This is a genomic window from Tabrizicola sp. T46, assembly GCF_057219895.1.
The window spans coordinates 1,051,832-1,070,237 of record NZ_JBXVVV010000002.1 but is presented as its reverse complement, the minus strand read 5'-3'; the positions used below and the strand labels follow the sequence as shown (position 1 = coordinate 1,070,237).

The 18,406-nt window shown below is 68.7% G+C and carries 16 protein-coding genes; 6 read left to right on the top strand and 10 right to left on the bottom strand.

Annotated features, from left to right (window positions below):
• Window positions 1-77: 77 nt before the first annotated feature.
• Together crtD and crtC are read left to right on the top strand one after the other, a co-directional pair.
• Window positions 78-1,652: a 1-hydroxycarotenoid 3,4-desaturase CrtD gene (gene crtD / locus AC2D9V_RS12825; RefSeq protein WP_484714455.1), complete on the top strand. Its 1,575-nt coding sequence runs from the start codon at window positions 78-80 to the stop codon at window positions 1,650-1,652.
• Window positions 1,649-2,488, top strand: a complete 840-nt coding sequence (gene crtC, locus AC2D9V_RS12820; RefSeq protein ID WP_484714454.1) for a carotenoid 1,2-hydratase — start codon at window positions 1,649-1,651, stop codon at window positions 2,486-2,488. The genes crtD and crtC overlap by 4 nt, the downstream gene beginning before the upstream one ends.
• Window positions 2,489-2,611: 123 nt before the next feature.
• Here crtC and tspO read toward each other — a convergent pair whose 3' ends face one another.
• From tspO to AC2D9V_RS12805, 3 genes are all read right to left on the bottom strand, one after another.
• Complete coding sequence (gene tspO / locus AC2D9V_RS12815; RefSeq protein WP_484714453.1) at window positions 2,612-3,079, bottom strand: tryptophan-rich sensory protein TspO; 468 nt, start codon at window positions 3,077-3,079, stop codon at window positions 2,612-2,614.
• A 128-nt stretch (window positions 3,080-3,207) separates the two neighbouring features.
• Window positions 3,208-4,224, bottom strand: coding sequence for a 15-cis-phytoene synthase (crtB, locus tag AC2D9V_RS12810; RefSeq protein ID WP_484714452.1), 1,017 nt, complete (start codon window positions 4,222-4,224; stop codon window positions 3,208-3,210).
• Window positions 4,221-5,765, bottom strand: coding sequence for a phytoene desaturase (locus AC2D9V_RS12805; protein ID WP_484714451.1), 1,545 nt, complete (start codon window positions 5,763-5,765; stop codon window positions 4,221-4,223). Before AC2D9V_RS12805 ends, crtB begins: the two co-directional genes overlap by 4 nt.
• A gap of 121 nt (window positions 5,766-5,886) precedes the next feature.
• Here AC2D9V_RS12805 and crtA point away from each other — a divergent pair, with 121 nt between their 5' ends.
• The 4 genes from crtA (at window position 5,887) to bchO (ending at window position 10,651) form a co-directional block, all read left to right on the top strand.
• Window positions 5,887-6,723, top strand: a complete 837-nt coding sequence (crtA, locus tag AC2D9V_RS12800) for a spheroidene monooxygenase (RefSeq protein WP_484714450.1) — start codon at window positions 5,887-5,889, stop codon at window positions 6,721-6,723.
• 8 nt (window positions 6,724-6,731) lie between these two features.
• The gene (gene bchI, locus AC2D9V_RS12795) at window positions 6,732-7,754 is read left to right on the top strand and encodes a magnesium chelatase ATPase subunit I (RefSeq protein ID WP_484714449.1); all 1,023 of its coding nucleotides are present in this window, start codon (window positions 6,732-6,734) and stop codon (window positions 7,752-7,754) included.
• Window positions 7,755-7,957: 203 nt separating this feature from the next.
• Complete coding sequence (locus tag AC2D9V_RS12790) at window positions 7,958-9,796, top strand: VWA domain-containing protein (protein ID WP_484714448.1); 1,839 nt, start codon at window positions 7,958-7,960, stop codon at window positions 9,794-9,796.
• Window positions 9,797-10,651 carry an alpha/beta fold hydrolase BchO gene (gene bchO / locus AC2D9V_RS12785; RefSeq protein WP_484714447.1) on the top strand — a complete coding sequence of 285 codons (855 nt, stop codon included), beginning with the start codon at window positions 9,797-9,799 and terminating at the stop codon, window positions 10,649-10,651. It begins immediately after the preceding gene.
• Window positions 10,652-10,696: 45 nt separating this feature from the next.
• Here bchO and idi read toward each other — a convergent pair whose 3' ends face one another.
• The 7 genes from idi to ppsR all read right to left on the bottom strand — a co-directional run bounded on the left by idi (window position 10,697) and on the right by ppsR (window position 18,382).
• Window positions 10,697-11,245: an isopentenyl-diphosphate Delta-isomerase gene (gene idi, locus AC2D9V_RS12780; RefSeq protein ID WP_484714446.1), complete on the bottom strand. Its 549-nt coding sequence runs from the start codon at window positions 11,243-11,245 to the stop codon at window positions 10,697-10,699.
• Window positions 11,245-12,438 carry a geranylgeranyl diphosphate reductase gene (locus AC2D9V_RS12775; protein ID WP_484714445.1) on the bottom strand — a complete coding sequence of 398 codons (1,194 nt, stop codon included), beginning with the start codon at window positions 12,436-12,438 and terminating at the stop codon, window positions 11,245-11,247. The genes idi and AC2D9V_RS12775 overlap by 1 nt, the downstream gene beginning before the upstream one ends.
• 1 nt (window position 12,439) lies before the next feature.
• Window positions 12,440-13,726, bottom strand: coding sequence for a BCD family MFS transporter (locus AC2D9V_RS12770; RefSeq protein WP_484714444.1), 1,287 nt, complete (start codon window positions 13,724-13,726; stop codon window positions 12,440-12,442).
• Window positions 13,723-14,622, bottom strand: a complete 900-nt coding sequence (gene chlG / locus AC2D9V_RS12765) for a chlorophyll synthase ChlG (RefSeq protein ID WP_484714443.1) — start codon at window positions 14,620-14,622, stop codon at window positions 13,723-13,725. Before chlG ends, AC2D9V_RS12770 begins: the two co-directional genes overlap by 4 nt.
• Before the next feature lie 92 nt (window positions 14,623-14,714).
• On the bottom strand, window positions 14,715-15,275 hold the full coding sequence (gene bchJ / locus AC2D9V_RS12760) for a bacteriochlorophyll 4-vinyl reductase (RefSeq protein ID WP_484714442.1): 561 nt from the start codon (window positions 15,273-15,275) through the stop codon (window positions 14,715-14,717).
• Window positions 15,276-16,934, bottom strand: coding sequence for a magnesium-protoporphyrin IX monomethyl ester anaerobic oxidative cyclase (bchE, locus tag AC2D9V_RS12755; RefSeq protein ID WP_484714441.1), 1,659 nt, complete (start codon window positions 16,932-16,934; stop codon window positions 15,276-15,278).
• Window positions 16,935-17,017: 83 nt separating this feature from the next.
• Entirely contained in the window at window positions 17,018-18,382 is a 1,365-nt protein-coding gene (ppsR, locus tag AC2D9V_RS12750) for a transcriptional regulator PpsR (RefSeq protein ID WP_484714500.1), read from the bottom strand.
• Window positions 18,383-18,406 lie beyond the last annotated feature (24 nt).

Here is an 18,406-nt window from a genome sequence, read left to right as displayed (position 1 = left end):
GGCAGGATGTAAATCAAAACTTACACCTTGGGCTCTCTTTCGGTTTACATATTGGTGTCTCGGACTAGAGTGGGGACATGAAGGCCCAGACGGGAACCAAAGAGCGGATCGTCGTGATCGGCGCCGGCATGGGCGGGCTGGCGGCCGCGATCCGGCTGGCCGCGCAGGGCAAGGCCGTCACGCTGGTCGAGGCGATGGGCCACCCCGGCGGCAAGATGCGCGCGGTTCCCTCGGCGGCGGGCCCGATCGACGCGGGGCCGACGGTCCTGACCATGCGGCAGGTCTTCGACGACCTTTTCGCGCTGGCGGGCGAGCGGCTGGAGGATCACCTGACCGTTCTCCCGCAGCCCATCCTTGCCCGGCATTGGTGGCCGGAGGGCGGGTCCCTTGACCTCACCGGCGACAACGGGACCGACCGGGCAGCCATCGCGGCCTTTGCCGGTGCGACCGAAGGCGCGGCGTTCGAACGGTTCGACCGGATGGCGGCAGCGCTGCACCGGGCCTTCGAGGCGCCGGTGATGCAGGCACCCCGGCCGCAGGTGGGGGCGATCCTTGCCGCGGCGATCAGGACCCCTGCGCTCTGGCCGGCGCTTCTGCCGGGGCGGACGCTGGCGGGCCTTCTGCAGGGCCAGTTCCGCGACCCGCGGCTCGCCCAGCTTTTCGCACGCTATGCGACCTATGTCGGCGGAAGGCCCTCGCATTCCCCCGGCGTGCTGGCGCTGATCTGGCGGGCCGAGGCGGCGGGGGTCTGGGCCGTCGAAGGGGGAATGCACCGGCTGGCCCTTGCGCTGGCAGGACTCGCCCAGCGGCTGGGGGTCGATCTTCGGCTGAACACCCCAGTTCGGCGGATCGTCCGGCAGGGCGGGCGGGTCCAGAGTGTCGAGCTTCTGAACGGCACCGCCCTCCCCTGCAATGCCTGCGTCTTTGCCGGGGACCCGGCGGCCTTGTCGCGCGGGCTTCTGGGAGAAGGGCTGGGAACTGCCCTGCCCCGAACAGCGTCCGAACCCCGCAGCCTGTCGGCCTGGGTCTGGTCTTTCGCTGCTGTTCCCGAGGGTCCGGTCGCCCGCGACCTGATCCATCACAACGTCTTCTTTCCGGACGAAACGGCCCGCGAATTCGCCCCGCTGGGACGGGGCGAGATGCCCGAGACGCCCACCCTTTACATCTGCGCCGAGGACCGCGCCGGGCCGGAACGCCCCGCCGGGCCCGAGCGTTTCGAGATCATCGTCAACGCGCCTGCCGGGCGTGCTGACCATCCGGAGGACTTTGCCCGATGCCACGCCCGGACCTTCCAAACCTTGCGCCGCCGCGGGCTCTGGTTCACGCCGGAGCCGGGGGCGGAGGCGCTGACCACGCCCGCAGCGCTGGACCGGATGTTTCCGGGGTCGGGCGGGGCCATCTATGGGCGGAGCCCCGAGGGGAGTTTCGCGGCCTTCCAGCGGCCGGGGGCGCGGACGAAGGTGCCGGGCCTCTACCTCGCGGGAGGGGGGGCCCATCCGGGGGCTGGAGTGCCGATGGCGGCGCTCTCCGGCAGGCACGCGGCCAAGGCGGTGATGGCGGACCTGACTTCGGCATCCACGTCAGGCCGGACGGCTATGCCTGGTGGTATCTGGACGCGGTTTCGGATGACGGGACGCGCGCCCTCTCGGTGATCGGGTTCATCGGGTCGGTCTTTTCGCCCTGGTATCGCTGGTCGGGGCGCAGGAACCCGCAGGACCATGTCTGCCTGAACGTCGCGACCTATGGGCCGGGGGGGCGGTTCACGATGACCGACCGGGGAGAGGCGGCGCTGCGGCAGTCGAGCGACCGGCTGCAGATCGGGCCGTCGGCGATGGTCTGGACCGGGCGGGAGCTGGTCGTCGAGGTGGACGAGATTTCCGCGCCGCCAATCATCAGCCGGGTCCGGGGCACGATCACCCTGACCCCCGTGGCGATGACCGGGGTCGAGGCGCGGCTGACGCCGGATGGGGCCCACACCTGGCGGCCCTTTGCCCCGATCGCGCGGGTGAAGGTGGACCTGACACAGGGCCACCGGTGGGAGGGGCATGGCTACTGGGATGCGAATTTCGGGACCGCAGCGCTGGAGGCGGACTTCCGGTTCTGGACCTGGGGCCGGTTTCCGCTGAAGGACCGGACGGTCTGCTTCTATGATGCGACCCGGGCCGACGGCTCGACCCTGGCCCTCGGGGTGGAGGTCCACCGGCGGGGCGAGGTCCGCGAGATCGACCCGCCGCCCCTGACCCGGTTCCGCCGCAGCCTCTGGGGCGTCCGCAGGGAAACCAGGGCTGATCCGGGGTTCCAGCCCCGGCAGAAAATGAGCCTTCTGGATGCACCCTTCTATTCCCGCAGCCTCGTTGAAACCCGGATCGGCGGCGAGACCTCGGTCGGGGTCCACGAAGCCCTCGACCTGGTCCGCTACCGGCAGCCCTGGCTGAAACCGATGATCGCGGTCCGGGTGCCGCGGCGGCGGGGATGGACCTTCGACTGAAGAAGTGACCACAGTGGTCAAAATTGCTTTTTCTTTTTACAACAGATACTTGCGCGTTGACATTAACCTTTTGGAAACATTTGTCCACGGCACCGGACAGGCACCGGAGACACTGCTGCGGGATCAGGCGGGCTGGGCCATGCCGGGGTTCAAGCGCACGACCGAAAGGTTCAGCGCCCCTGCGACGGTGACCCAGGCGAGGTAGGGCAGGAACATCAGGCCCGCCCAGACATCGAGCTGGAAGAAGGCGACCGTTGTGGCCGCAACCGAGAGCCAGAGAAAGCCGATGATCACCAGCGCCGCGCGCATCCGCCGGAGGCCGAAGAAGACCGGAGTCCAGAGCGTGTTGAAGGCGATCTGCACCGACCAGAAGGCCATGGCGTAAGCGGATCCTTCCAGCACGGCGACGCGGGCGGCGGAAGCGGACATCAGAAGGTAGAGCGTGGTCCAGGCGACGGGGAAGAGCCAGTTCGGCGGGGTCCAGCTGGGTTTCTTCAGCGCCTCATACCAGGGACCGGGCGAGAACATCGCGCCGGTCGTCGCTGCGGCCCCGCAGGCCAGAAGAAATGTGCCGAAGAGCGCGAGATCCATGGATGGGCTCCTTTGCAGGGGAGATAGGCCGGGAACGGCAGTCGCACAAGGCAAACCGTCAAGGCGCGCTCCGTTCCCTGCCGACTGACGATTTTTCGGCGAGAAATCGTGCTCCCCCGTGCTTTCCGTCAGGCAGAAAGGCCGCGATCCTGCGCTTCAAGCTGGGCGAGGATGCCGATCAGCGCGTCGCTGCGAGCCCGTTCGGGGACCGCGCGGGCAGCCGCCTGGACGAGGAAGGCAACCTCGGGCTCCGGCGGGGCATGCAGCGTCGCGGGGCAAGGCAGCACCAGCGAGCCTGCCGAGCGGAGCGTGGCAAGCATCAGCAAGCCAAGCTTTTGCGTGCCGGAGGTATGCGCGCGGACAGACACGGCATCATGGCCGTTCCGGGCAACCGCGCCACCGATGCCGGCATAGATGGAACCGGCGGCATAGATGCCGGGGCGGCAGCCGATGGGCAGCGCGGGAACGCCCGCCATCGACCGGTGGTAAAGCCGGTCGGCGCGGGAGAGAAGCCGCGCTGTCACGCGGGCCAGCGCGGGGCTGGGCGCGGGATGGGCAAGGAAAGCTTCCGGGGCGATGCCTTCCGCCGAAAGCCAGTCGAGCGGCAGGTAGAGGCGGCCGGCGCGGGCATCCTCGCCAACGTCCCGGGCGATATTCGTCAGCTGCATCGCAAGGCCGAGGTCGCAGGCCCGGGCCAGGGCATCCGCCTCGCGCACCCGCATCAGGACGCACATCATCGCACCCACCGCTGCGGCGACCCGGGCGGAATAGGCGAGGACGCCGGAGAGGTCGTCATAGCGGCGGCCGACCGCATCCCAGGCCATGCCTTCGAGAAGCGCATCGGGAAGCGCGCGCGGCATCTCGAACTGCTCCACCACCGCCGCGAAGGCGCGGTCGGCGGCGGCATCCACGGGCCGCCCGGCATAGACGCGGTCCAGCCGGTCGCGCAGGCGCAGGACGGCGGCGGTCTTGTCCCGGCCTTCGTCCACCGCGTCATCGGCCAGCCGGCAGAAGGCGTAAAGCGCGAGCGCGGGATCGCGCACGGCGGGCGGGAGGAGGCGAGAGGCGGCGTGGAACGACAGGCTGCCGGTGCGGATGGCGGCGCGGCAGGCCGCGAGGTCGCGGGGATCGATACGGGCCGTCATTCTGCCGCCAGCGGCAGAACGGCCGTCCTTGCGGGGACTGTCGGGGCCGAGATCAGCTGGTCAAGGATTTCCGCCGTGCCGATCACGCCGGGGACGCCCGCGCCAGGATGGGTGCCCGCCCCGCAGAGGTAGAGGCCGGGCAGTTCCTCGGACACGTTGTGTGGGCGGAACCATGCGGACTGGAAGATGCGCGGTTCCAGTGAGAAGCCTGCGCCATAGGGCGAAAGGTAGCGCGATTTGAAGGTTTCGGGCGTGAAGATGCGTTCGGCGGTGATCCTGTTGCGGAAGCCGGGAATCAGCCCTTCCAGCATCGTGGCGACGCGGTCCTTGTAGGTCTCGGTGAAGTTGGACCAGTCGGCGGCGTCATGGCCGAGGTGCGGGACCGGCGAGAGGGCGTAGAACGTATCGTCGCCCGGCGGGGCGGCGGAGGGATCGGTTACCGTGGGACGGTGGACATAAAGGCTCATGTCATCGTCGATCCTGCCGGTGCGGAAAAGGTCGCGGATGTGTTCGCGGTAGCGGGGGCCGACCATAATCGTGTGGTGGCCGGCATCGCGCCACATGGCGCGGGTGCCCTTCGTGCCGAAATACCAGACGAAAAGGCCCATCGACCAGCGCGAGCGGGCAAGCTTCCGGTCGGTCCAGCGGCGTTTGGGATGGTTGCGCAGGAGCGTGCTATAGGTGAAGCCGGGATCGGCGTTCGAGACAGTGACCTCGGCGGGGATGGTCTCACCGGTTTTCAGGCGGGCTCCGGCGGCGCGGCCATTGGAAGTGAGGATCTCGTCGGCCTCGGTCTGAAGACGGACGGTGCCGCCCTGCGCCCGGATCACCGCGACCATGGCATCGGCGATCGCCTGCACCCCGCCCATGGCGTAGTGCACGCCGAATTCGGATTCGAGGTGGCTGACAAGCGCATACATCGAGGTGACGCGGAAGGGATCACCGCCGATGAAGAGCGGGTGGAACGAAAGCGCAAAGCGGAGTGCGGGGTCGGTGACGCGGCGGGCGGCATGGGCGTGGACGGAACGGTCGGCCCGGTACCAGGCGAATTTCGGCAGGACCTTGATGAGGTCCGTGAGGCGGTGCATCGGGCGGCGGCCGAGATCCTCGAACCCGAAGACATAGCGCTTGCGGGCGTCGGTCAGGAACCGGTCGAAGCCGGGAAGATCGGCGGGCGAAAGGCGCGCGACCTCGGCCCGCATCGCTTCGACCCCGGGGCGCATCGTGAAGCTGCGGCCGTCCTGAAAGCGGATCTCGTAGAACGGGTCCATCGGGCGCAAGGTCACGTCGCGGTCGAAGTCGCGCCCCGTGGCGGCCCAGAGGTCGCGCAGGATCTGCGGGACGGTGACGATGGTGGGGCCAAGGTCGAAGCGGTGGCCCTGGTCGGTGATCGAGGAACCGCGGCCACCGGGCCGGTCGAGCCGGTCGATGACCGTGACGCGCCAGCCCTTGGCGCCAAGCCGCATCGCGGTTGCAAGCCCGCCAAGGCCTGCGCCGATGACGAGGGCCCGGCCTTGGGCGGGGGATTGATCCTGGCTCATGGGAAGGATGATAAAGTGTCCAGTCAGATTTACAACTAGCCATATGCTGCGGCAAAACAGCCCCTTCTCGCGCGCGAGAATTCCGGTAGAGTGTCAGTATTGATTTACATCGGAGCGGATCATGCCCACCGCCAGCCTGAGCCTGTTCCGCTTTCATGGCCTTTGGCCACGGCTGTGGATCATCGGGCAGATGGCCACCGCGCGGATCGCCTTGCGGCGCGAACCGCACCTGATGTTCTGGAAGCTCTGCGGGTCAGGCACGGGCGAGGGGTTCACGCCGAAGCCGAACTGGGGCGTCTGGGCGATTCTGGCGGTCTGGCCGGACGAGGCGGCGGCGCGGGACGGCACACGGAAGGGCGCGGTCTGGACGCGCTGGCGGAAGATGGCCGCGGAAAATGCCACGGTGTTCCTGTCGCCCCTCTCGGCGCGGGGATCGTGGGCGGGGGTCAACCCCTTTGTCCCCGAGACGCATCCCGCCGATCCGGAGGGGCCGCTTGCCGTCCTGACGCGGGCAAGCGTGAAGCCAGGCCGGGCGATGCGCTTCTGGAAGCGGGTGCCGGATATCTCGGCGGTGATCGGGGCGGATCCGAACGTGATGTTCAAGATCGGCATCGGCGAGGTGCCGCTTCTGCACCAGATCACCTTCTCGATCTGGCCTGACGGGGCCAGCATGACCCGCTTTGCCCGGGGCGACGGCCCGCATGGGCGTGCGATCAAGGCGGTTCGGGAAGAGGGCTGGTTCACCGACGAGCTTTACGCCCGCTTCCGCGTGCTGGGCGTCGAAGGGCGCTGGAACGCAGCGGAGCTGCTGTCGCGCCGGCCCCGGCAGCCCGCCGCACCCGAGGCGATCGCGGCCAGCCGGGCCGAAGCCGAACCCCTGACCGAGGTGGGGCCTTCGGGCCTTTCCCGCATCCTGCCCCCTGCCGGGCAGGGCCACCCTCCCTTTCCCGCCGCCTGAGGCCCCCGATGTCGAAACGCCCCATCCCGCGCCAGCCCTTCCCCTTCTCGGCCATTGTCGGGCAGGAGGACATGAAAACCGCGATGATCCTCACCGCGATCGACCCGGGAATTGGCGGCGTCCTTGTCTTCGGCGACCGTGGCACGGGCAAATCGACCGCCGTCCGCGCGCTGGCGGCTCTTCTGCCCCCGATCGAGGCGGTGGAGGGCTGCCCGGTGAACTCACCCCGGCGCGACCTTTGCCCGCCTTGGGCCGAGATAACCGGCGACCGGATCGTGACCCGCCCCACGCCCGTCATCGACCTGCCGCTGGGGGTGACCGAGGACCGTGTGGTGGGGGCGCTGGACATCGAGCGCGCGCTGACGCGGGGGGAAAAGGCCTTTGAGCCCGGGCTTCTGGCGCGGGCGAACCGGGGCTATCTTTACATCGACGAGGTGAACCTTCTTGAGGATCACATCGTCGATCTTCTTCTGGACGTCGCGCAGTCCGGCGAGAACGTGGTCGAGCGTGAGGGTCTGTCGATCCGCCACCCGGCGCGGTTCGTGCTAGTAGGCTCCGGCAACCCCGAGGAAGGCGAGCTTCGCCCGCAGCTTCTGGACCGTTTCGGCCTGTCGGTCGAGGTGACCTCCCCCAAGGACATCGCGACACGGGTCGAGGTGGTGAAGCGGCGCGATGCCTATGAGACGCATTACGACCGGTTCATGAAGACCTGGACGCCGATGGACGCGGGCCTTCGCAACCAGATCCTGGCCGCCCGCGCGGCGCTGGCGGCGATCAAGACGCCCGGCACGGCCCTGCACGACTGCGCGGCCCTGTGCCTTGCGCTGGGGTCGGACGGGTTGCGGGGCGAGTTGACCCTGTTGCGCGCCGGCCGGGCACTTGCGGCCTTCGAGGGCGATACCACCTTGAAGCGCAGCCACCTGCGCCGGGTTGCGCCGATGGCCCTGTCGCACCGGCTGCGCCGCGATCCGCTGGATGAGGCCGGATCGGGTGCGCGCGTCGACCGGACGCTGGCGGAGGTCCTGCCCTGACCGAGACCCTTGCAGACGCGCCTTTCGCCGCCACGGATACGGCGTCGGAGGCAGGAACCCCGCTTCCCCCGCGCGGGGAAGGGTTGGGACGGGCGGGCGAGCCAGAGGATACGAAGCCAAACGGATCAGGTCCGGCGGGCCTTGTTGCCTCGCCCGCTGCCCGCAAGGGGGAGGGGAGGCGCGAGGCGCAGGCGCGCATACCCATGGCAACCTGGGAGCGGGCGACCCTTGCGGTGCACGCGCTGGCTGTCGATCCCGAGGGGTTGAAGGGGCTGTGGCTGCGCGCCCGGACCGGCCCGGTGCGCGACCGGGTGATCGCTGCGCTGGCCGCCCTGCCCCTTCCGTTGCAGAAATTGCACCCCGCGATGGGGGACGAGGCGCTTTATGGCGGCCTCGATCTGACCGCCACGCTGGCGGCAGGGCGTCCGGTGCGGTCCGAAGGCCTGCTTGCCCGGCCCGCGGCGCTGGTCCTGACCATGGCGGAACGCTGCCCGGCCGGGCTGGCCGCCCGCCTCGGGCAGGCCCTGGACGCGCCCGGGCCATGCCTGATCGCGCTGGATGAAGGGGCCGAGGCAGAGGAGGCCCTCCCCCCTGCCCTTGCCGACCGGCTGGCGCTTTTCCTGGGCCTTGACGGAATCGCCGATGCAGACGCGCCGACGATCACGCTTGACCCGGCCCATCTGGCGGCCGCGCGGGCGCAGCTGGGCGGCATCCGCCAGCCCGCCCGGGCTGCGGAACGGCTGGCCGGTGTGGCCTTTCGCTTAGGCATCCCGGGCCTGCGCGCGCCGCTTCTGGCGCTGCGGCTGGCCCGGGTGATCGCGGCCTTGCGCGGGCATGCCGGGGTGCGGCGGGAAGATATCCTGACCGCGGCAGAGCTGGCCTTTGCCCATCGGGCGACGATCCTGCCCGAGCCTGCGTCTCCGGAGGCTGCCGCGCCGCCCGACGCGCCAGAGAACCGCCCGCCGGATGAGGCGTCGTCGGATGCGCTGGACCTGCCCGAGGAGTTGATCCTTGAGGCGGTGCGGGCGGCGCTTCCGGCCGATCTTCTGGACCGGCTGGCCGCCGCCCGGGCGGCGCGGGCCCTGCAGGGCGGCACCGGATCGGGCGAGGCGCGGACCGGCCATCGCCGGGGCCGGCCCCTGCCCCCGCGGCCTGGGAAGCCTTCGGCCGGGCACAGGCTGGACCTGATCGCCACGCTGCGGGCGGCGGCGCCGTGGCAGGCTGTGCGTCGGGCCGAGGCGGAACGGCGCGCTGCATCTTCAGCCGTGCCCCCCACCCCCATCCCCTCCCCACGAGGGGGAGGGGAGGCGCCTGGCAACGCTGGTCCCGCAGCATCGGGCAGGATCGCAACGGCACAACTCGCGCCCCCCTCCCCCCGCGTGGGGGAGGCATGGGGTGGGGTGGCTTTGTCAGAAAAGCGCCTGCACATCCGCCCCGCGGACCTGCGCATCCGGCGGCATCAGGAACGGACCGAACGGGTCATCGTCTTTGCCGTTGACGCCTCGGGTTCGGCGGCACTGGCGCGGCTGGCGGAAGCGAAGGGGGCGGTGGAACTGCTGCTGGCCCGGGCCTATGCCCGGCGCGACCATGTGGCGCTGATTGCCTTTCGCGGTGCCGGGGCCGAGCTGATGTTGCCACCGACGCGGTCGCTGGTGCAGACGAAGCGGCGGCTTTCCGGGTTGCCGGGGGGTGGCGGCACGCCGCTTGCTGCGGCCCTGAAGCTGGCGGGCGAGACAGCGATCCGGGCCCGGTCGCGCGGGCTGACGCCGGTGCTTGTGATGCTGACCGACGGGCGGGCGAATGTCGCGCTGGACGGTGCACCAGGGCGCGAGCGGGCCGAGGCGGATGCGGCCCGGATGGCTAGGGCCTGGCGGGGGAACGGGGCGGCTTCGGTGGTGATCGATACCGCAAGCCGCCCGGAGGCCGGGCTGAAGCGGCTGAGCCAGTCGCTGGGCGGCACCTACCTTGCGCTGCCGCGTGCCGATGCCGCGCGGTTGTCCTCTGCCCTTGAGGCGGCCCTGGGTCCGGTGCAGTCTGGCTGAATGGTTGACGACCCTGCCAATGACCCGCCCCGCGACTGGCCGCTGCGCGCCCATGCGCGCCGTATCCGCGCCCGGCATGATTGGTGGGTGGTGGAGCACGGGCTCGGGCCGGAAGTGCTGCTCCTGCATGGTGCGGGCGGGTCGGGGCATTCCTTCCGGGCCCTCGTCCCCGCGCTGACGGGATACCGGGCGCTGATGCCGGACCTGCCTGGGCAGGGCTTTACCCGCCCAGGATCGCGCGGACGCTTTGGCATCGAGCCGATGGCCGAGGATCTGGCGGCGCTAATTGGCGCTGCGGGCTGGCAGCCGAGGGTGGTGATAGGCCATTCCGCCGGGGTGCCGCTGGCCTTGCAGCTGTCGACGCTGGTGCCGGTGCGCGCGGTCATCGGGCTGAACGCGGCGCTGGGGCAGTTCGACGGGGCGGCGGGGTTCCTGTTCCCGCTTTTCGCCCGGGCGCTGGCGGCGACACCCTTCATCCCGTCGCTCGTCAGCAGGATGTGGGGCAACGAGGCGCGGGTGCGCGAGCTGATCGAGGGGACGGGGTCGCATCTCGACGCGGCGGGGATCGGGCAGTACCTGGCGCTGGTCCGTCGCGCGTCGCATGTCGACGGCACGCTTGGGATGATGGCGGCCTGGCGGGTCGACCGGCTGATGGCACGGGCGGCCTCGCTGACGGTGCCGGTGCTTCTCGTGACGAATGCCGCGGACCGGCTGGTGCCGCCGAAGGTCAGCCGCGAGGCGGCGCGGATGCTGCCCCGGGCCGAGCTGCGCGAGATGCCGTCGCTGGGGCATCTGGCGCATGAGGAAGATGCGGGGGCCGTCCTCGCGACAGTTTCCGACTGGCTGGAACGGTAGGCAGGCGCCCGATCTTTCGACGAAAAATCGTTTTCCGCCTGCCGCCTAGCGGACGCTCATCATCCGCGCGCCGAAGATGCGGTCCATGTGGTCGTTGAGATAGACCCGAAGCCAGGGGGTGAAGCGGTCGGGCGAACGGAGCACCTCGGCCTTCAGGTCGTAAAGATCGACCCAGCGCACCTCCTCGACCTCCGAGGGGTTCGGGGCGATGGGGAGGTCCGGCCCGGCCTCGCCGACGAAGATGTCGACCAGTTCATGTTCGATCAGGCCCTGGCCGACATCGGCGCGGTATTCGACGCGTCCGGCGTAATGGGGGTAAAGGCCGGTGATCCCCAGCTCCTCGCGCAGGCGGCGGACGGCGCAGGTGGCGGCCTCTTCGTCCCAGCGGGGGTGGGTGCAGCAGGTGTTGGCCCAGAGGCCGGGGGTGTGATACTTGCCCGCCGCGCGCTTCTGGATCAGAACACGGGGGCCTTCCATCACGAAGACCGACACAGCCTTGTGCCGGAGGCCACGCTGGTGGACCTCCAGCTTGCCGACGGGCTGGAGGCGCCCGTCGACCCATGCCGGGATCAATTCTTCAAGGCTTCCGTCCATCAGACCCACCCGGGTTTCACGATGCCAAGAAGATGCGCCACATTCTTCACGCCGATCTTGAGATGCGCGAGCGGCCGGGCGGCGACGAGTTTCTTGTTCATGTAGGCCTCGAAAGTCAGCCGCTGCACGTCGATGTCGTGGCAGAGGGACACAAAGCGTTCCCGCCGGTCGTCGGACTTGTAGTAGGCGTCCTGCATCGACCGCAAGACCTTGAAGACGGTCTTGTTGTCGCGCATGAAAAGCTTCCGCGCGAGTTTCAGGTCCGACGCCTTGCCCGAGGCGAGGGCCGCCTGCGCTGCCGTTGCGGCGACGCGGCCGCCGAGCATGGCGTAGTAGATCCCCTCGCCCGAACTGGGCGCGACGACCCCGGCGGCGTCGCCGGCCAGCACCACGTCGCGGCCATTGTCCCAGCGGTCCAAGGGCTGGAGCGGGATCGGCGCGCCTTCCTTGCGGATCGTCTCGCAGCCCGCGAGGCCCGAGGCGGCGCGGAGGTCGGCGGTGGCGCGCTTGAGGTCCACCCCGTCCTTGCCGGTGCCCATTCCCACGCTGGCCTGCGCGCCATGCGGGAAGACCCAGCCGTAGAAGTCGGGCGAGATGCGGCCGTCGTAGACCACGTCGCAGCGTTTCGGGTCATAGTCGGCATTGGCGGCCTGCGTCGCTTCGGGGGCCTTGATGATCTCGTGGTAGGCGATGACGTAAGGGATCTTGTCGCCGCCCGGCACCACGTCGCGGGCGACGTCGGACCGCGCGCCGTCCGCGCCAATGATAAGTTTCGTGAGGCTGCGGCGTTCCTCGCCCGTCGCCTTTTCGCGCCAGACGACATGGGTGCCTTCGGCGTCACGCTCGATCCGAAGATAGGTGCCGGTCAGCCGCTCGGCCCCGGCCTTGGCGGCGCGGACGCGGAGGAATTCGTCGAAATGCTCACGGTCGACCATGCCGACGAAGCCGTTCTCGATGTGGATATCGACCGACCGCCCGGTGGGCGAGATCATGCGGGCGCATTCGATGCGGGCGACGATCTGGTCGTCGGGGATCGCGAAGTCGCGGATGAGGCGCGGCGGGATCGCGCCGCCGCAGGGCTTGATCCGGCCCGCGCGGTCAAGCATCGCGACCTTCTTTCCGGCGCGCGCCAGATCCTCGGCCGCGGTCGCCCCCGAGGGCCCGCCCCCCACGACGAAGACGTCATAGCTCATGTCATTCTCCCGGGACGAGTTGCGGGGCTTGGGCGCGAAGGCGCCCGCCGTCGATGATCCGCCAGGCCATGAGGCCGGCAGCAAGGAAGAGGGCGGCCTCGGCCGCGAAGACGAGGCTGAAGGCGTCGGCGGTATCACCGGACAGGCGCAGGACATCGACGAGCGCCGCGCCCGCAAAGCCGCCAAGGCCTTGGGCGATGGCCTGAGAGGCGCCCCAGACGCCCATCCGCGTGCCTTCGCGCCCTTCGCGTCCCTGCCCGGCAAGCTGCATCATCGCGCCGATCGAGGCGATGGCGAACATGCCGTTGAAGACGCCAAGGACGGTGACCGCCGGGGTCAGAAGGCCGATCTGCATTTGCCCCAGCGCCGCGATCACCGCGAGTGACACGGCCGAGCCAAGACAGCCCGCCGTGACCCATAGCTTCAGTGTTCCAAGACGAAGGCCGGAGACTGCAATGCCCACGGCAAGCATGCCCACGAACATGCCCCCATGCTGCGCGCCGGAAAGGCTGGTCGACTGGCCAGGCGAATAGGCGAAGACGAGGCCGGCGTAGGGTTCTAGGATCAGTTCCTGCAGGAAGAAGGCGGTCATCGAGAGGAAAATGAAGAGGGTGAAGACCCGCGTCCGGCGTTCCGACCAGACCTCGGCCAGGCCGCGGCGGAGGGGCGTTTCATCCGGTAGGCGGGCGGGGATGACCTTGCGCTCGATCCCCCAGATGGCGGCGGTCGTCAGAAGGACCGCGCCGACAGTGACCGCGGCCACGATGACCATCAGGCGCTGCGGTGAATAGGGGTCGAGCAAGGCACCGATGGTGCCCGAGGAGACGGCGATGCCGAAGATCATCATCAGCCAGGTGATCGTGGCGGCAGCGGCGCGGCGCTGCGGGGCGCAGCCGCTTGCGAGAAGGGCGAGGAGCGACGTGCCCGAGGCCCCTGCCCCGATGCCGATGAGGACATAGGCCGCAACCGAGACGGCCAACCCCCAGCCCTGCCCCGCTACCTCAAGTGCGACCATCAGCGAAGCGAGCGCCGCCCCGAACGAGAGGACCGCCATCCCTCCGATGATGAAGCGCGTGCGGTTGCCTTGCGCGTCCGACCAGAAGCCCCAGCTGGGCCTTGTGATCTGGACGAAGGAGTGGAGCGCGACCAGCGCACCCGAAAGCATGGCGGGCAGCGCCAGTTCCACGACCATCAGGCGGTTGAGCGTCGATGTCGTCAGCACCACGACCGCGCCAAGGCAGAGCTGCACAAGGCCAAGGCGGACGATCTGAAGCCAGGTCAGCGTCATGCCAGCCCCCGGAGCGCGAAGGCGGTGACCATCATGCCGGTGACGTAAAGGACGACACCGGTGCCGTTGTACCACGGTGCCTTGCCCTTCGGGTCGCGGAAGAGGACGCGCATCGCGGCGATCTGGGCCAGAAGGAGCGCGGTCACGGCCAAGGCGTGCCAGGGTTTGCCGAGGACGAGGAGGAAAGCGATTACCAGCGCCTGCGCGAGGCCCATCACCGTGCAGGCGATCTTGGCCGCGACCTCGGGGCCGAGGACAACGGGAAGCGAGCGGACGCCATGTTGGCGGTCACCCTCCAAGGCCTTGAAATCGTTCAGGGTCATGATCCCATGCGCGCCGAAGGCGTACAGCGCCGCCATCATCACGATCTCGAACCTTGGGGCGGCGGCCAGCAGGACGGCGGCGCCGGTGAACCAGGGGAGCCCCTCGTAGCTCAGGGCGACAAGGCCCGGCCCCCACCAGCCTGAACGCTTCAGGCGGATGGGCTCGGCGCTGTAGGCCCAGGCCGCGATCACGCCGACGACCGTGGCCGCAAAGCCCCAGGGGCCGAGAAGCCAGCCGACGGCAAGGCTGAGGGCGGTCATGGCAAGGGCAATCCAGAGGCCCCATCGGCCGGGGATGCGGCCCGAGGGGATCGGACGGTCGGGTTCGTTCACCGCGTCGACATGGCGGTCGCACCAGTCGTTGGCGGCCTGGCTCATCCCGCAGACGATGGGACCGGCCAGGATCATGCCGAGGATCACCGTCGGCCAGTTCGCGCCAAGCGGGATGCCGGAGGAGACGGCACCGCAGAGGAAGGCCCAGACCGGCGGGAACCAGGTGATCGGCTTGATCAGCCGCAGCATGGCGCGCGGTTCGGGATACTGGCGGGACTGGAAGGTGGCGCTGACAGTCATGTGTCAAGTAAACATGACAGTCGAGAGTCTGACAAGCGCCATTCTGTCGCGGGGAGGTCGTTGACAGGGCATTCCGCTTCCCGGGGTTGGGCCTAGCAGCGATGCAGGGTGAAGCGGCTGATGCGGCCGTCCTGCGCCGCCTCGACCCGCGCTGCGGGCCATACGAGCGTGCGAAAGAGGCGGTCAAAGACGGCGGCGTGCCAGTGCCCGCCGAAGTCGAGCGGGTTGTCGGTGATCTCGAAGGTCAGGGGCGCGCGGGAGGCGAGACGGAACCTGCCCGATCCGGTGAAGGTCCAAGCGTTCCGGGTGATTGCATCGGCCAGAAGCCGCGCGCCAAGGACTGACGGAAGGGCGCGGATCAGCGTCTTCGCCGGACCGGGAATCCGGTTGGCAAGAATGTAGTCGGCAGTGCCCTGCCCTGCCGCGGCCAGGATCGCTGGGGCCTTGTCGCCACAGCCCTGCCAGACCGCAAGATGCGCGGCGCGGCAGGCTGCCTCGGGCCACATGGCGGCGTCGGGGCCGGGCAGGTCGATGCCCGCCAGAAGCTGGTCGCGCCCGCTGCGCCCAAGGGTGCGGTCAAGGACCGGCAGCAGTTGCAGGATCGCGTTCGGGCCGATCCGCGCGCCTGCTTCTGCCCGGAACCCCCCGTCCATCTATTCCGCCGGTTCCTGCATCTGTTCCTTGCCGCCGCCGCAGGCCATGGGCGAAAGGTCCGGAACGCCGGCGCGGTCCTTGGCGCGGTCCTGCATCTGCGCCTTCACCGCCGCGCGGCGTTCGGCGGCGCGGGCGGCCTTGTCGGCGGAAGCCTCCCAGTCGGCCATCTGCGCCTCGGCGATGGTGCGCGTCTCGTCGAAGTGGAATTCGAGGTTGTCGCGCTTGACCGGCTTGAAATAGCCGTGCTTTCCAAGGTCATAGAAACTGCGCTGGACGCCCGCCTTGAGGAAGGCCTTGAGGCAGCCAAGGAGGTAGCGGCGGCGGAAGCCGGTGCCGCGCCAGGGGTAATGGAAGAGCGCCTTCTTCATGTAGAAGCGGCGGTAGTTCTTGAGGACGCCTTCCAGCAGCGCGCCGCGCGTCATGGCAGCAGGCTTCATTATCGGGGTGACGAAGTTGTATTTCGAGAAGTCGAAGACCTCGACCTGGTCCTTGATCTCCTGGAAAAGGGGCGTGAAGGGCCATGGGGTATACATCGACCAGTTGGCAAGGTCGGGCTGCCAGTCCCACGCCATGCGGTAGGTTTCTTCCAGCGTCTCGGGCGTTTCGTTGTCGAGGCCGACGATGAACTGCGCCTCGGTGAAGATATCGGCCTCGCGCAGAAGGCGGATCGCCTCCTTGTTCTCGGCGACGGTGGTTTCCTTGTTGAAGAGGTCAAGCTTCAGCTGGGCTGCCGCCTCGGTGCCGAGGGAGACGTGGACGAGGCCCGCCTTGCGGTAGAACTTCAGAAGGTCGCGGTCGCGGTAGATGTCGGTGACCCGGGTGTTGATGCCCCATTTCACCCGCTCGTTCAGGCCGCGGTCGATCAGCTCCTGGCAGAATTCGACGAACTTCTTCTTGTTGATCGTCGGTTCCTCGTCGGCAAGGATGAAGAAGCCGACCTTGTGGTTGGTGACCAGATCCTCGATCTCGTCGGCGACGGCCTTGGGGTCGCGCACGCGGTAGTCGCGCCAGAACTTCCACTGACTGCAGAAGGAACAGGTGAAGGGGCAGCCCCGCGCCATGTTCGGGATCGCGACGCGGACGCCAAGCGGGATGTAGATGTAGTGGGGCCAGTCGATCAGCGTCCAGTCGGGCTTGATCGAGGCGAGGTCCTTCACCGTACTTGCGGCCTGGGTCGCGACGATTTCGTCCCCGTCCTTGAAGGCCAGGCCCTTGATCTTCCGGGCGTCGGCCGGCCAGCGCCCGTCACGGACGGCTTCGGCGAGGGCGACCATGATCTCTTCGCCTTCGCCGCGCACGATCACGTCGACCCAGGGTGCTTCGGACAGGACCTGGCGGAACATGAAGGTGGCATGGACACCGCCAAGAACGCGGAGGGCATTCGGCACGCAGTCTGCCGCAAGCTGGAGGACGTCCTCGGCGGCATAGATCGACGGGGTGATCGAGGTGACGCCGACGATGTCGGGCTGAAGCTCGACCAGCCGCGCGCGCAGGTCCTCAGGGCCGACATGCATGGTCATCGCGTCGATGAAGTGGATGTCGTCGAAGCCCTTCGCCTTCAGGCTTCCGGCAAGATAGGCCACCCAGGCCGGGGGCCAGTTTCCGGCAATCTCGGCCCCACCGGAATGATAGTTGGGATGGACGAAGACGATGCGCATGGATCAGCCCCCCGCTGTGTCAACCTATGTTGACACCGTGACTGTTCCATTTGCATTGACATGGATCAACCGGACCGGCGGGATCAGTCGCCGTCCTTGTTCAGCAGGCCGAACTTCCGGAGCTTGACGTAGAGCGACTGGCGGCTGAGGCCCAGCATGTCGGCGGCGGCCACGCGGTTGTTGCGTGTCAGCTCCAGTGCCGTCTCGATGCACATCTTCTCGATCACATCGGTGGTCTCTGCCACGATGTCCTTCAGGGTCGAGGAGCCCACAAGTTCCATCACCGATCGCGACCCTTCGTCGGGCATCCCGGGGCCAGCGCGGCGCAGGGCATCGGCACGGCTGGCGTCGCGCACCACCATCACGAGGACCGGGTTCGGGCGGTCATTCAGCCAGCTGGCCGAAAGTTCAACTGCGATCTGGCCGGAGAAATCGGTCGTCAGCCGCGTCGCATAAAGCCGAAGCTGGCCGGTGCGCTTGACGTTGTCGAGGAGCACCCGCAGGTCGACCTGCCCGCGCACGAGGAAATCTGCGATGGAACGGCCCCGCACCGCGGCAATGCCGCTGGCGTCGGTCAGGTTCAGAAAAGCCTCGTTCGCGGCACGGATCACGCCTTCGCCATCGGCAAAGACGATGCCGTCCGAGCCTTCGTGATACAGACGGTTCAGGTTTTCCGCGAGTTCATCCCCGGCGCCCGACTTGCGGTCCGCAGGGTCGATCAGGCAGAGAAGAATGCGTTCGCCAGCCGCACGGAAAAGACGCGGGGCGACCAGAACCCTACGCTGCGACCGGCGTGCCGTCACCTCCAGCGGCGCAGCGGCATCGGCCGCGGCGACCGAGGCCAGGGCCTCGATGAACTCACCCCGGCGGCGGCCGTCGAATTCCTGCGCGACAGCGGCCCCCACAAGCTCGGCCCGGCTGCCGCCCAGCAGCAACGCTGCGGCGGGGTTGAGGTCGGCAATCCGCCCGGAGGACATCGAGACCAGCATGATCGGATCGCGGGACATCTCCATGAGCACCCGGTAGCGGGTGTCCATCTCGCGCTGCGCCTCGTAATCACGTTCCAGCGCAAGCTGCGCCGCGACAAGCTGCTGCTGCACTTCGGCCAAAGGCCTGAGGTCCCGCCCCAGCATCAGGATCGAGCCATCCGGGCCGATGCGGTGCATGGCATAGCGCACCGGGAAATCCCAGGTTTGCAGCGTGCCGTGGTTCAGCTCGGCCACCACCGACCCGCGGGAGGCGAGGTCAGCGATGCGCGCCTCAAGCTTCTTGCGGCTTTCCTCGGTCAGCACGTCGGTCAGCTGCATCCCTTCCCAGTCGGAGAGCTGCCCATGGGACCGATGCGCCTGATTGACCATGACCGACACGATACGAAGCGTCGGGCTGACGAGCAGGCAGATGTCCGCCGTCGACGCCAGAATCTCGGTCAGGTGATCCGGGGCGATCATGGGCAGCTTGCCCGCGTTCAGGAG